10 protein-coding genes are annotated in these 14485 nt (G+C 35.1%); 5 read left to right on the top strand and 5 right to left on the bottom strand.

All coding sequences use genetic code 11. From position 1 onward, the window contains the following. Nucleotides 1-327 precede the first annotated feature (327 nt). From gerKA to gerKC, 3 genes are read left to right on the top strand one after another with little or no spacing between them, the layout of a single operon-like run. Nucleotides 328-1830 carry a spore germination protein GerKA gene (gerKA, locus tag ILT06_RS26635; protein ID WP_222655664.1) on the top strand — a complete coding sequence of 501 codons (1503 nt, stop codon included), beginning with the start codon at nucleotides 328-330 and terminating at the stop codon, nucleotides 1828-1830. Further along, the gene (locus ILT06_RS26630; protein ID WP_088046980.1) at nucleotides 1811-2917 is read left to right on the top strand and encodes a GerAB/ArcD/ProY family transporter; all 1107 of its coding nucleotides are present in this window, start codon (nucleotides 1811-1813) and stop codon (nucleotides 2915-2917) included. The genes gerKA and ILT06_RS26630 overlap by 20 nt, the downstream gene beginning before the upstream one ends. Further along, the gene (gerKC, locus tag ILT06_RS26625) at nucleotides 2898-4022 is read left to right on the top strand and encodes a spore germination protein GerKC (RefSeq protein ID WP_064477098.1); all 1125 of its coding nucleotides are present in this window, start codon (nucleotides 2898-2900) and stop codon (nucleotides 4020-4022) included. The genes ILT06_RS26630 and gerKC overlap by 20 nt, the downstream gene beginning before the upstream one ends. Nucleotides 4023-4054: 32 nt before the next feature. On the opposite strand, the gene treC is transcribed toward gerKC, so the two are convergent. The 3 genes from treC to treR form a co-directional block, all read right to left on the bottom strand. Next, nucleotides 4055-5716: an alpha,alpha-phosphotrehalase gene (treC, locus tag ILT06_RS26620; RefSeq protein WP_098110860.1), complete on the bottom strand. Its 1662-nt coding sequence runs from the start codon at nucleotides 5714-5716 to the stop codon at nucleotides 4055-4057. A gap of 13 nt (nucleotides 5717-5729) precedes the next feature. Beyond that, entirely contained in the window at nucleotides 5730-7157 is a 1428-nt protein-coding gene (gene treP / locus ILT06_RS26615) for a PTS system trehalose-specific EIIBC component (protein ID WP_098110859.1), read from the bottom strand. A gap of 245 nt (nucleotides 7158-7402) precedes the next feature. Next, the gene (gene treR, locus ILT06_RS26610) at nucleotides 7403-8113 is read right to left on the bottom strand and encodes a trehalose operon repressor (protein WP_088046983.1); all 711 of its coding nucleotides are present in this window, start codon (nucleotides 8111-8113) and stop codon (nucleotides 7403-7405) included. Nucleotides 8114-8562: 449 nt separating this feature from the next. On the opposite strand from treR, the gene ILT06_RS26605 reads away from it, so the two are divergent. Beyond that, nucleotides 8563-9960 (top strand): amino acid permease, encoded by a 1398-nt coding sequence (locus ILT06_RS26605; RefSeq protein WP_098110858.1) that lies wholly within the window; start codon nucleotides 8563-8565, stop codon nucleotides 9958-9960. A gap of 28 nt (nucleotides 9961-9988) precedes the next feature. On the opposite strand, the gene ILT06_RS26600 is transcribed toward ILT06_RS26605, so the two are convergent. Both ILT06_RS26600 and ILT06_RS26595 read right to left on the bottom strand, forming a co-directional pair. Continuing rightward, nucleotides 9989-11695, bottom strand: a complete 1707-nt coding sequence (locus ILT06_RS26600; protein ID WP_064477103.1) for a putative bifunctional diguanylate cyclase/phosphodiesterase — start codon at nucleotides 11693-11695, stop codon at nucleotides 9989-9991. Between the two features lie 493 nt (nucleotides 11696-12188). Further along, on the bottom strand, nucleotides 12189-12530 hold the full coding sequence (locus ILT06_RS26595; RefSeq protein WP_064477104.1) for a hypothetical protein: 342 nt from the start codon (nucleotides 12528-12530) through the stop codon (nucleotides 12189-12191). A 390-nt stretch (nucleotides 12531-12920) separates the two neighbouring features. Between ILT06_RS26595 and ILT06_RS26590 the strand changes: the two genes are divergently transcribed. Then, nucleotides 12921-14450, top strand: coding sequence for a cardiolipin synthase (locus tag ILT06_RS26590; protein WP_222655663.1), 1530 nt, complete (start codon nucleotides 12921-12923; stop codon nucleotides 14448-14450). The last annotated feature ends 35 nt before the right edge of the window (nucleotides 14451-14485 follow it).

The following is a 14485-nucleotide window of genomic DNA, read 5'->3' as shown; positions in this document are numbered from 1 at the left end:
CTTCATTTTCTCTATTATCCAATAAAAAACCGGCACTGGCAAAATGGAAGAACCTCCACTAGCCAATCACCGGCTGTGTACTGCACCTAAAAAGGCAAGACACAATACTATTATTATAAATCGCTTTTCTTAAATTTCATATTCATCGAATGATGTAATTATACATACCGCTAGGTTTACCCACTTATAGTACAAAAGATATATATTAATATCGCAAATACATACTTTCTTCCCATCACCCTACCTTTTCCAAATAAACCAAGCATAATTTTCTCACAAAAAGCAAAAATTAACAGAAATAATTCCTATGTAAAGGAGATGGAAAGTATGGCCGAACAGAAGAGTTCACAACAAGATAATAGCAAAAAGCATATGTTTCCATCACTTCCGGAGAACATTAATTACATTGAAAATAAACTTTTCCATTCTGATGATATAAAAAAATTAGATCTCCCTTTTCAAAACGGAAAAGGAACGATCTTATATATCGAATCTTTATCAGATCCAAATTTAATGCATCAATTAGCTCTTGAGCCATTATTAACGCGGTCTGATTTGTCTTTAGATAAAGCTTTTTCCACATTAAATATGAAAAAAGAAACAAATTTAAATTATGGTGTACAGCTTTTATTACAAGGTAAATCCTTATATTTTCATGAACAGGTCGACAGTTTTTGTATTTTCGAAACGGCTTTATCTTTAAAGAGAGATATAACAGAACCTGATAATGAAGGCATTGTACGTGGACCGCATACTGGTTTCATAGAAGATTTAGCAACCAATTTAGCTTCTATTCGTAAACTCATAAAAAGTCCACATGTCGTCGTTAAATATTTCACACTCGGTGAAGAAATGCATACGAAAGTGGCAATTGCTTATATGCAAAACATAGCTAATGACGATCTAGTTACAGAAGTAAAAAGAAGGTTAGAAACGATTAAGACAGATGCACTTATGCCTCCAGGATATATACAAGAATTTATAGAGGATACGTCTTTCTCACCCTTTCCGCAACAATTAAATACAGAGCGTCCAGATAGAGTCGCAGCAAATTTAATGGAAGGACGAGTTGCTATTTTATCTGATGGAGATCCAACTGCACTTATCGTTCCTGTTACGTTATTTGCTTTCTATCAATCACCAGATGATTATAATAACCGCTGGATTGTCGGTTCTTTCATCCGAATGATTCGCTTAGTCAGTTTCTTGATTGCCTTTCTCTTGCCCGCTATATATATCGCAACAGTTGCTTTTCATCCTGATGTGTTGCCGCTCGAACTTGTTTATACGATTAAAGCTTCATTAGAAAAAGTGCCACTTCCTCCTATTTTTGAAGCTCTCTTAATGGAATTAATCTTTGAATTATTACGGGAAGCTGGTATTCGCTTGCCGAGCCGAGTTGGACAAACAATCGGTATTGTAGGTGGTTTAGTAATTGGTGATGCAATTGTAAAAGCCGGTCTCGTTTCTTATACAATGATTATCGTTGTAGCTTTAACTGCAATCTCATCTTTTCTTGTTCCATCAAATGATATGAGTTCCGCAGTTCGGATTCTTCGTTTTCCGTTAATGCTCCTTGCTGCCATATTCGGCTATGTAGGAATATCATTCGGTCTCATTATAACTTTCGTTCATTTATGCCAGTTACATTCATTTCATACCCCATATCTTTCTCCTGTTGCTCCGATGCGGATAAAAGATATGAAAGACTCTTTTGTACGACTACCAATTTGGTCGTTTTGGGAACGACCACATGATTCAAAACCGAAAAAAATGCAACGACAACATGTAACGAGAGAGGATGAGAACGGTGACAAACACGCAAAGTAAAATTTCACTTGTTCAATTTACCTTTTTCGTTATTCAATGCCAAATCGGAGTTGGTATACTTTCTCTACCAAACCGTCTTCACCCAATAGCGAAAGGTGGCGGATTGATTTCTGCTCTCATCGCTGGTCTTGCAATTCAACTTATTATTTTACTTATGTGGCTTTTCTTAAAACGATTTCCTGATGCAGATATGTATGAAAGTGTTTGTATGCTATTTGGGAATAAGTTTGGAAAACTATTAGGTTTTGCTTATGTTTTTTATTTTACCCTTATCGGTATGACGGTTATGTTAAATGCTTGTAATGTCATTAAAGTTTGGATATTACAAGCAACTCCTTGGTATGCCACCCTCATGCTATTTACAATAGCTTGTTGTTACATAGCTTATAATACGTTCAAAGTCATCGTACGGTTTTACGTCATGGCTTCTATTCTCATTTTACCAATGGCTCTTTTAATTGCCCTAGGGCTTACACGAGCTGATTTTTCTTACATTTTTCCAATTACAGAAGCCGGATGGTGGAATATTATTCAAGCATCAAAAGAAACCATTACAGCTATGTATGGTTTTGAGATTATTCTTATCGCTTTCCCAAAAGTAAACGGGAGTTCTGTGGCAAAACTGAAAGCAATTTCTATCGCTAATGGATTTGTAACTCTTTTTTATACTTTTACTGTTTGGATTTGCTTTATCGTATTTAGTCCAAAACAAGTTGAACTTATTCCAGAGCCAGTTGCTTACTTATTGCGTTCTCTACATATTGGGATTATAGACCGAACCGATTTACTATTCATCCCAATATGGATGATAACTGTTGTAGCTTCTATTGCTAGTTATTATTGTGCTGCTTCTATAGGAATTGGACATATCTTCAATCTGGCTAATCATAAAAAGGCTGTTCCAATCGTTGGTATTATTGCTTTTAGTGTAGCCCTATTTATAGATACACCTGAAGAATTAAAAGTAATTGCAACTTTTACTGATAAGTTCACGTATATTTTCATAGTTGTCCTCCCTCTTTTATTTCTACTTTATTCAGTAATAAGGAATAAGAAAGGAGAACAGTATGTTCCAAAAAAGAGTTAAATTACTTTTTATATTATGTACTAGTGCATTCCTTTCTGGCTGTTGGGATCAAGAACCATTAAGAGAAGCGAGATTAGCTTATAGCATTGGATATGATATTACGGAAGAAAATAAACTTCAGCAAACGCTTGAACTCGTAAAAAGTTCAAGCGGAGAGCAATCTTCATTCGAGAATGAAATACATTCAGCAAACGGGCATAACATAAGGGATACAAGCGATGCCCTAAAAAAAAATGTGACTGGGAATATTCGCTATTTTAAATATGGTGTTCAATTACTAGGAACCAAAATTCTAAAAAAAGGTATACTCCCCTATTTAGATGTCAGCTTTCGGGACCCAACAAACCCAACTGCTTTAGTAAAACTTATTGCAGTAGATGGTGAAACATCCGAGATACTAGAAAAAAAGAAGGTAGGAAATTTACTAATTGGAGATTTTCTAAAGAAAAAAGTGAAAAGCTTAGAAGATATGAGTGTATTTCCAAAAGAAACTTTAGAAACAGCTGCTACAAAAATGTTAGATCCCGGTAAAGACTTTACCCTCCCTTCTATAAAAATAAAAGGAAAAGAAGTAATTACAAACGGGTTAGCTTTATTTAACAATGATAAATTAACTGGGCATTTACCTTTGAAACAATCTATTTTATTCGTATTATTAACCGGAAAAATGGGAACAAGTGCCCGTATAACCCAAAAACTTACTAGCGATGAATCAGAGAAGACATCTGATTATTTAACAATGGAAGTTAGTAATCGAAAGTTAAAGCGAGACTTAAAAATAACAACAGATAGAAAAGGAAATGTATATGCTCACATTAAGCTTCAACTAAAAGTTATAGCCCTTGAGGCTCCAAGAGATAATATTTACAAAATGGAAGAAAGAAAAAAATTAAATGAAAAATTATCTAAACAACTTACAAAAGAAGCAAAACAAATAACGAACAGGTTACAAAAAGCAAATTGTGATGCTTTCGGTATCGGAAGACATCTTATCGCATATCATCCTGACTTATGGAAGAAAAAAAATTGGAATAAAGATTATGCAAAAGTAAAATTTAAACCGGAAGTAGAAGTAAAGATTTTATATAGCGGCGTTTTAAAATAAAAAGGTTGGATGCCCGCCGGCATCCAACCTTTTTATTTCATATAACGATATACAATTGACTCATACGGTCTTAAGTTAAGATTGGTAATCTCTTTACTTGAATCTTTGTAATTTGATAATAATATTTCTTGTTTCATTCCATCCAATTGAACATCCACTGGTGCAGAATACGTTATTTCTTCTCCATAGAAGTTGTTGATAACAAGTAATACCTCTTCATTTACAGTACGTGTATATGCCCAAACCTTAAGATGATTTTCATCTAAAATAGCATATTCTCCTTCTGTAATTACATCATACGTTTTTCTAAGTTCTATTAACTTTTTATAATGATAAAATACAGACTCTTTATCTTCTAATGCCTTCTCTACGTTTATTTCTGTAAAGTTTTCAGCCACTGAAATCCAAGGTGTACTTGTTGTAAAACCACTGTTCATCTCTTCATTCCACTGCATCGGAGTACGAGAGTTGTCACGAGATTTTTGTTTTAAAATCCCGATAATCTCTTCTTTTGATAATCCTTCTTCTCGCTTTATATCGTGTATATTTAACGATTCCACATCGCGATATTGCTCGATGGACTCGAATTTAGGATTCGTCATACCGATTTCTTCGCCTTGATAAATGTAAGGTGTTCCTTGCAACATATGCATAGCTGTCGCTAACATTTTCGCCGATTCATTTCGGTACTTTCTATCATCACCGAAGCGTGACACTATGCGAGGTTGGTCATGATTACACCAGAACAACGCATTCCAGCCTCCGCCCTTTTGCATTTCAATTTGCCAATTAGACATAATCTCTTTTAATTTAATGAAATCAAAATCAGCTTGCGTCCACTTATCTCCATTCGGATAATCTACTTTTAAATGATGGAAACTAAACGTCATACTTAATTCATTACGCTCAGGGTTTGAATATTTAATACAATTATCAATTGTCGTAGATGACATTTCTCCAACTGTAATTACATCTTTCCCTTCAAAAACATTTCGGCTCATCTCTTGTAAATATTCATGAACGCGCGGGCCATCTGTATAATATTTACGCCCATCGCTTGTCGCCGTACTTCCATCATCATTTAAGAACTGTTGATCTTTTGAAATTAAATTAATAACATCTAATCGGAATCCAGTTACCCCTTTATCAAGCCAAAAACGCATCATATCATATACTTCTTCACGAAGTTTTTCATTTTCCCAATTTAAATCCGCTTGCGTCTCATCAAATAGATGTAAAAAATATTGCTCTGTCTTCTCATCATATTTCCAAGCAGACCCGCCAAACTTAGATTGCCAATTATTTTTTTCATCACGCCAAATATAGTAATTACGATATGGACTATTTTTATCTTCCTTCGCTTCCTTAAACCACTTATGCTCCGTGGAACTATGATTTACCACGATATCCAGCATAATTTCAATATTACGTGCCCTTGCTTCTTCTAAAAGCTCTTCAAACTCTTCCATCGTTCCGTAAGATGGATCAATACTGTAGTAATCACTTACATCGTATCCATTATCATTTTGTGGTGATTGGTATATCGGTGTTAACCAAATATAATCTACTCCGAGTTCTTTTAAATAATCTAGTTTCTCTGTAACCCCTTTTATATCACCGGTTTCTTTATTGTAATAGCTATTAAAGCTCTTCGGATAAATTTGATAAACTACACTTTTATGCCAATCCTTCATGTTTAACTTCCTCCTACTTCTGTTTTACTCGTTTTGCAAATAACCATGTTAACGTAAATGGGATTACAACAGCGATAATCATTCCTACAATAAATATTGGAATCGATTTCGGAATGATAGAAATAAATGCTGGTAATCCGCCAATTCCGATAGCAGGTGCTAATACACCATTTAACGTAATGAATATCGCTGCCACAGCCGATCCTATAATCGCTGCATAGAACGGGAATTTATTTCGTAAGTTTACACCAAACATAGCTGGCTCTGTAATACCGAAATATGCTGAAATTGCTGATGTAGATGCCATACTTTTATCATTTTGATTTTTAGAAATCCAGAACATCGCAAGTGCCGCACTACCTTGCGCAATGTTAGAAAGAGCAATCATTGGCCAAATGAATGTACCACCGTGCTGTGCAATTAATTGTAAGTCGATAGCAATAAACATATGATGCATACCTGTAATTACAAGCGGTGCATATAATGCTCCAAACAATACTGCTCCAACTACTGGTACTGTTTCATATACACCTACTAATCCAACTGTTAATAAATCTCCAATATGACGTGTAACTGGACCAATAATTCCTAATGCTAACACACCTGTTACGACAATCGTTGTAATTGGTACAACTAATAATTGAATTGCATTTGGTACATGTTTCTTTAAGAAGATTTCCACTTTACTTAGTACGAATGCTGCTACTAAAACGGGTAGAATTTGACCTTGATACCCTACCTTTTCAATTTGAAATAATCCTAAAATATCGAAGTACTCAATCTTTTGTCCATCTAAACCAGTTGCTGCTTTACCATAATCCCACGCGTTTAATAAGGCTGGATGCACAAGCATTAATCCCATAACGATCCCTAATATCGGACTACCACCAAAACGCTTCGTTGCTGACCAACCGACAAGTGCTGGTAAGAATACGAATGCTGTATTCGCCATCATATTAATTAAATCCCAAAGCCCACTTAAGTTTGGATATACATCTAATAAATTTTTACCTTCAAAAAATAAGTCCTTCGCCCCTAATAGATTGTTAATTCCCATTAGTAAACCAGCTGTTACGATCGCTGGTAATATCGGCATAAATACATCTGAAAATACTTTTACAAACTTTTGAACTGGGTTTAACTTTTGGTTTCCAGAGTCTTTCACGTCAGCTACTGTCGCTTCCTTCATACCTGCAAGCGTTATCAATTCAGCATATACTCGATCAACATCTCCTGGACCGATTACAATTTGAAATACCCCAGCGTTATGAAACGCTCCCTTCACTAATGAAACAGACTGCAATTTATCGTTATCTATTTTACTTTCATCTTTTAAAGCGATACGGAGCCTCGTTACACAGTGCGCAGCTTGTTCAATATTGTCTCTCCCACCAATATACTGCAACACTTCCTCTGCTGTTTTACGATAGTCTTTCCCCATATTCCCGTCCCTCTTTTCTTTTTTTGATACCGTTTACAATTACATATTAACTCGTATATATAAGTTAGTCAACACTCGTATATACGAGTTTGTAATTTTTTTATAAAGTGAAACTTTAATCAGTGGGGTTTTGTTCATCCCGCACTGATTATCAGCCCTCACCAATCGGGTGTTTACGGACCGTCCGACTTCCACAAATAGCGGGATAAAAAAAAAGAGATGAAACGTTATTTCGTTCCATCTCCTTATTTTCTCCGCGCCACATCCGAAAAATGAAAAATATCTAAACGATGACGTGATTCTGTATATTCGAACTGACTTCCATCATAAAAATGCGTAAAGTTTTTCACAACGACAACATAGTCTGTTCCATTTAAATCTAAATACTTTCTATCGTCCTCTGTACATGGCTGCACTTCAATTACCCTCTGTGAGTAACTAATATGAAGACCTAATTCTTTCTCAATGTATTTATAAATGGACTTTGCTGCAATTTCACTCGTTAGCCCAGGAATATATTCCGATACAAAATGATTAATATCCAAAATCACTTTTTCTCCATCAATATTTCGTACGCGTTTAATATGATCTATTTCTGTTTTCTCTTTCACATTCAATAGCTTTGCAACCTCTTTTGTCGCTTTTACTTTCTCTATTTCCACGACTTCTGTAATACAATGGCGTCCTAAACGTTCATTTTCTTCCTGGAAGCTTACAATACCACCAAAGTTGAATTCAATGTTTTTTCGCTTTAAAACAAAGACACCTTTTCCATGTATTTTTTGAACATATCCACGCTCTTGTAATAAATCTACAGCTTTTCTTACCGTACCTCGGCTCGCTTCATATTGCTTCATTAATTCAGTTTCTGATGGGATTTTGCATCCCTCTTTTAATTGTTTATTATCAATAGACTTGCTGATTGCTGTATAAATTTGTTCATACTTACTCATCATCTACAATAGCCCCTTGTCACCTTCTAATTCTATATGTATTATACCATGCTACACTCTTCTGCCAATCTCTCACTTATTTTCCAGTATAGGAAAAATACAGGTAAATATTTAATCTCTAAAACTTATTTTTATAAAAATTTTTATATTTTTCTTTTCATTCAAAAAAACATGTAGTATACTAACTTCAAAATCAGAGGAGAAAGGGAGCAAAGAACTATGCTTACTTATACAACAATTGTAGTTACATTTGCACAAAAACATCATCATCATACGTAACCCTTGAAACCTAGCGGAAAAATTACGCGTAGGTACAAGGGTTATTCCCGTTGTACCTACGTCAGGCGAAGAGCCATGTAGGTATTTTTTATCTACATGGCTCTTTTTTTATTGCCAAAAAGCTAGTAAAAAATGATGTTTAAGCAAAACTTACTACAAAGGAGTTAACAAAAATGGAAACGAAAAAATGGGGATTATGGATTTTAACAGCTTTTGTGATTGGAAATATGGTTGGCGGTGGCGTATTTATGCTCCCAGCAAATTTAGCACACGTATCAGGTCCAATGGGTTCTACACTTGCATGGAGTATTACAGGTCTTGGCGTATTTATGATTGCACTCGTATTTGGAAATTTAGCAGTTCGCAAACCAGAATTAAAGGCAGGACCACAAAGTTACGCTCAAGCAATGTTCCCTTCAAAAAAAGCGGGCAAAGTTGCAGGATATAGTATGGCATGGGGCTATTGGGCTGCGAACTGGGCTGCAACCGCATCTGTTATTATTTCCTTTGCTGGATACCTATCAACATTCTTTCCAGTTTTACAAAGTAAGCAAATTCTCTTTTCTACGAACGGATTTTCACTAGAACTCGGAAAAGGATTAACTTTCATCGTATGTAGCCTTATGTTATGGGGAATTCAATATATTCTTTCTCAAAATATTGACCAGGCTGGAAATATGAATCTTCTTGCTACCATTGCAAAAATTATCGGATTTACAATGTTTATTGTAATCACATTATTCATTTTCAATGCCTCTAATTTTGGAGACGGTCAAACATTTATGAATGAAGCAGGACAATCCATTTCGTTAGGTGGACAAATCAATTCAGCTGCTATCGCAACACTTTGGGCGTTTATCGGTATTGAATCTGCTGTAATGCTTTCTAACCGTGCTAAATCTCAGCGCGATGTAAAAAAAGCTACCATTTTCGGATTAATTATCGCTCTTCTTATTTACATGTCAATTACTTTACTTACAATGGGAGCTCTCTCGCAAGATGCTTTAAAAGAGTCTCAAAAACCATTAGTAGACGCATTAAATTTAGCAATTGGCAATAAAGGAGCCTATATTATGGCTTTACTTGCACTTGTATCTTTATTTGGCTCTACAGTTGGCTGGATCGTTGTTAGTTCAGAAGTACCTTATCAGGCAGCCAAGAATGGACTTTTCCCTAAGTTTTTCGCGAAAACAAATAAAAAAGGTAGTCCTTCAAAATCATTATTTATTACAAATGTGATGACGCAAATTTTCTTGTTCTCAACGATTTCTGGTACCGTATCAGAAGCTTATAATTTCGCTATCGTTGTAGCAACATTAGCTTATTTAATTCCATACCTTGTTTCTACGCTGTACCAATTCAAATTGGTTATTACAGGAGAAACGTATGATATAATGCCTGGTTCTCGAATAAAGGATGGGGTCATTACTACATTAGCATTTGTATACTCTATTTGGGTTATCAAAACGGGAACTGCTGATTTAAAAACGTTCTTCTTAGGAATCGGATTGTTCGTACTAGGTCTTATTCTTTACCCAGTATTAATGAAAGACTCACAAAAAACGAATTAAAAAAAGAGAAGCTACCGGCTTCTCTTTTTTATTCAAAATCTGTAATTAACTTTTCTTTTAACTCTCCTACAGATAAAGGTTTCGCATAATAAAATCCTTGTACATAATCACAACCCATAGATTGTAATAAACTTTCTTGCTCTACTGTTTCTACCCCTTCAGCAACTACTGCTAAATTTAAGCTATGGGCAATTTCAATAACAGATTTTACAATCGTTCGCTCTGGCTGTGCATGATCATAATGAAATTCACGAATAAAATTACGATCAATTTTCACTATATCCAGTGGTAGTTGTTTTAAATAATATAAGGAAGAATAGCCCGTTCCGAAGTCATCTAAAGCAATTAAAATACCCATATTTCTTAATTCTTGTAATGTAGCAATAATATAATCAAAATGGCGAACAGCGATACTTTCCGTTATTTCTAAAATTAAACGATTCGGTGGAAAGCCCGTTCTCCTTAGAATGCTACGTACAGATAAAATAAAACGCTTTTGCATTAATTGTTGTATGGATAAATTCACAGATAACCTTAATCCTTCTTCGTAATCTGGCAATGTTTTAAACAAGCGACATGACTTTTCTAATACCCAGTCTCCTAATTTTATAATAAGTCCAGATTCTTCAGCTACTGGAATAAATTCGCCTGGTGAAATAGGCCCTTCTTCTATCGAACAACGTGCTAAAGCCTCAATACCAGTATATTTCTTCGTTTTTAAATCAATAATAGGCTGCAGTGCCACGTCTAACTCTTCATCACGAATTGCCTTTTGCAAAGCGAATTCAATTTTCATTCTACGATTTATTTTCGCACGTAACTCATCTGTAAAGAAACACGCGGCATTTCTGCCTTGTTCTTTCGCGCTATACATAGCTAAATCCGAATTCTTTAATAGAGTTTCTACATCTTGACCATCTTGCGGATATGCGCACAGTCCTAGACTAGCTGAAATGTATACTTCATGACCTTCAAGCATAAATGGTGCCTGAAAACATGACAACACAGATGTCGCTAGCTGCCTCATCGCATCTTGTGTATGACTTTTTGTTAACAGCACAAATTCGTCGCCACCCAGCCTAGCCAGAACGTCTTTCTCTCCTAGCACATAATGCAACCGTGAAGCAACTTCGCTTAAAAGTAAATCCCCTATCATATGACCTAGCGTATCGTTTACTAATTTAAAACGATCCAAATCAAAGTAAATCATACCAAATTCTTTTTTTCCTGCAATCATCTCGTTTACAGTCGTTATTAGCTGCAATCGGTTCGGTAAACTCGTTAAAGCATCATGATACGCAAGCTCCCTATAACGACTTTCACTTAACCGCAACCTCTGTTCTGCTTCTTTCCTACTACTAATATCATTTCGGATTGCGATAAATTGATATGGCTCTCCTTTTTCATTTAAAAACGGAACAATTGTTGTTTTAACCCAATAATACGTCCCATCTTTTGCTTGATTTCGAATCTCACCTCTCCATACTTTTCCGTTCAAAATACGCTTCCATAGAATTTGAAAAAATGTTTTCGGGTGATATCCTGAATTTAAAATACGATGATCTTTTCCTATTAACTCTTCTCGTGTATATTTGGAGATTTCACAAAACTTATCATTTACATATGTAATAAGACCATTTCGGTCTGTAATTGCAACAATTGAAGACTCATCTAATGCTAACTTTAAATCTCGCAATGAAGAGTCATATAATGCATGACCTCTTTGTTCTAGCATGCGCATCTCTCCTTGCTTCCTATCTGACTAAAACACAACTTGTTTCTCTTCATAGAAATAGAGATATTTCATTTCTTAATAATGGCTATTTGCATTCATCACATTTTGAAATATGCCGATTAAAATAACATAATATTATTTGTAATAAAAAGCAATATAATACCGTTTCAATTATAAATAGTGGTTTCTTATCGCTATAATTAGCTTACTTTATTATACATTATTCATTCTCTTACATTCCTTTATAGCTAGCTCTATACAATGCCTATTCCCTATTAATCCCGCTCATATCTAACCTCTTTACTTTACTAGCGAAATAGAAGTTCGAGCACACTATACAACTATTCACGGATAATAATATAAAAGTTAAAATTAGTATATATGTTTTTGAATTACAATAATAAAATATTAACATATTTTCACCTTTATTTTGGAAATATTTTATAAATAATTACTTTATTAAACTAAAAAAGAGGAAAGCCTCTTTTTTAGTTTAATACGGATATGGTATTTGCTGATACCCCGGATATGGAGTTGGATATGGTGCTGGGTATGGCGCTGGATAAGTTACTGGGTACGGTGCTGGATAGTAGCCTCCACTTGCTGCACCCGTTAATGCGCCAGCTGTAAGTCCACCTAACACGCCTCCAGCAAAACTTCCTGGGAAAAATCCACCGCCCCATGAGCCGCCACCCCAGCCCCATCCACCTCCGTGATGGTGGTGATGATCATGGTGATTGTGCCCTCCATGGTGGTGATGTCCGCCGTTATGGTTGTGCCCTCCATGAGGATGATGATTACGATAATACAATCCGTTATTTTCTATATAATTCATTATTCCCCTCTCCTTTTCCATTTTCTCATCTTAATAGGTATTGTATGAATAGTACGGACCTTGTTAGTAACCTATATAATAAGAAAGAATCCGTATAATACGAATAACCATATCCTCGGCTTCATCATGTACCTGTTACAAATCCATGATATGGTTATCCCCGTTCCTATATAAAGGACAAATGTTTTGTCCCCCCCTACACTGTTTATTAACCAGCAAATAGCAGGATAATAACGTAACAATATACTGTATGTAGGACAAATGCGGAAAGCATGGGGAAAATGTCTATATTTTGTAAAAAAAACAAAACACTTTATAATAAGAATGTCGGATTATACCTTTTTATATAAGAAGTCTATATTTAAGAAAGATTAGAGGAATTTTATAAAAATGAAGAAGCCTATCGTTCAATTATTATTGGTATTTACAATTATATCTATCGTACTCTTACTTTTAGATACGTCTATCCTCTCACTATATACCTTTGTCGGTGCATTATGGTCTCTTACAATCATAGGGATATCTTTCGTTATTTTTATTGAAAATAGATCCCCACAAAGCACTTTAGCATGGTTTTTAGTACTAGCACTTCTCCCTGTTGTTGGTGTGCTTTTATATGCGCTTTTCGGACGTAGCCGTTGGAGAAGAAAAAAACATCTACATCGTTCAGAAGAGCAAAGAAAATTATTCCGTGAAATATTAGAAGGAAGACGAGTAGAATTGTCACTCACAGTCCCCTTACATGAACGTTCTATGCATTTAACAAAAGTCGTACAAAAATTTGGAGGCGGACCTGCCGCAGATAAAACAACTACAAAACTTTTAACAAATGGCGATCAAACCTTTTCAGAAATTTTGCAAGCTATCGAGCAAGCAAAACATCACATACATATTCAATACTATATTTATAAATCTGATGAGATTGGTACGAAAGTTCGAGATGCTTTAATAAAAAAAGCAAAATCTGGTGTTATTGTACGCTTTCTTTATGATGGACTCGGAAGTAACACTTTAAGAAGACGCTTTTTAAAACCTATGAAAGAAGCTGGTATTGAAATTGTAGAATTTGACCCTATTTTTTCAGCTTGGTTACTTGAAACTGTCAATTATCGTAACCATCGAAAAATCGTTATTGTAGATGGAGAAATCGGTTTTACTGGTGGACTCAACGTCGGTGATGAATATCTTGGCCGTTCAAAAAAATTTCCCGTTTGGCGTGATAGTCATTTAAAAATAGAAGGAAAAGCGTTATATAAATTACAAGCAATTTTTCTAGAAGATTGGCTCTATGCCTCTAGTGGATTGAATACTTATTCTTGGGATCAATTTATGAATAGACAATACTTCCCAGGTAAAGAAATTTCAAGTGCAGAAGGTGCTGTGCAAATTGTAGCCAGCGGGCCTAGCTCAGATGATAAAAGCATTCGCAATACATTATTAGCTGTTATGGGATCTGCAAAAAAATCGATTTGGATCGCTACACCTTACTTTATTCCAGATCAAGAAACTTTAACATTATTACGTTTAAGTGCAATATCTGGCATAGATGTACGCATTTTATATCCTGGTAAAAGTGATAGTATTATTAGTGATCAAGCATCTCAGTCCTACTTCACTCCGCTTTTAAAAGCTGGTGCTTCCATTTATAGTTATAAAGATGGTTTTATGCATGCAAAAATTGTACTCGTTGATGATAAGATCGCGACAATTGGAACGGCAAATATGGACGTACGCAGCTTTGAATTAAATTATGAACTTATTAGCGTACTATATGAATCAGAAACCGTTCATGATATTAAACATGATTTTGAAGACGACTTTAAGCATTCCACTGAAATTAAATGGAACGCATTCCAAAAAAGAAGTATCAAAAAACGAATATTAGAGTCTTTCATGCGACTCATTTCTCCTTTACTGTAAGCAATCAATGTAATATTGATTGCTTTTTCTTTTCC

The sequence above is a fragment of the Bacillus sp. 17RED48 genome (genome assembly GCF_019837545.1).
Classification (GTDB): Bacteria; Bacillota; Bacilli; order Bacillales; family Bacillaceae_G; genus Bacillus_A; species Bacillus_A wiedmannii.
Note: the sequence above shows the minus strand (reverse complement) of the source record. Positions and strands in the feature narration are given on the sequence as shown.

Excerpts from the sequence above, each read along its gene's own strand:
- treP (WP_098110859.1), bottom strand. The coding sequence starts at position 7,157 with ATGGGGAAAGACTATCGTAAAACAGCAGAGGAAGTGTTGCAGTATATT.
- gerKC (WP_064477098.1), top strand. The coding sequence starts at position 2,898 with ATGTTCCAAAAAAGAGTTAAATTACTTTTTATATTATGTACTAGTGCA.
- gerKA (WP_222655664.1), top strand. The coding sequence starts at position 328 with ATGGCCGAACAGAAGAGTTCACAACAAGATAATAGCAAAAAGCATATG.
- ILT06_RS26590 (WP_222655663.1), top strand. The coding sequence starts at position 12,921 with ATGAAGAAGCCTATCGTTCAATTATTATTGGTATTTACAATTATATCT.
- treC (WP_098110860.1), bottom strand. The coding sequence starts at position 5,716 with ATGAAGGATTGGCATAAAAGTGTAGTTTATCAAATTTATCCGAAGAGC.
- ILT06_RS26595 (WP_064477104.1), bottom strand. The coding sequence starts at position 12,530 with ATGAATTATATAGAAAATAACGGATTGTATTATCGTAATCATCATCCT.
- ILT06_RS26600 (WP_064477103.1), bottom strand. The coding sequence starts at position 11,695 with ATGCTAGAACAAAGAGGTCATGCATTATATGACTCTTCATTGCGAGAT.
- ILT06_RS26605 (WP_098110858.1), top strand. The coding sequence starts at position 8,563 with ATGGAAACGAAAAAATGGGGATTATGGATTTTAACAGCTTTTGTGATT.
- treR (WP_088046983.1), bottom strand. The coding sequence starts at position 8,113 with ATGATGAGTAAGTATGAACAAATTTATACAGCAATCAGCAAGTCTATT.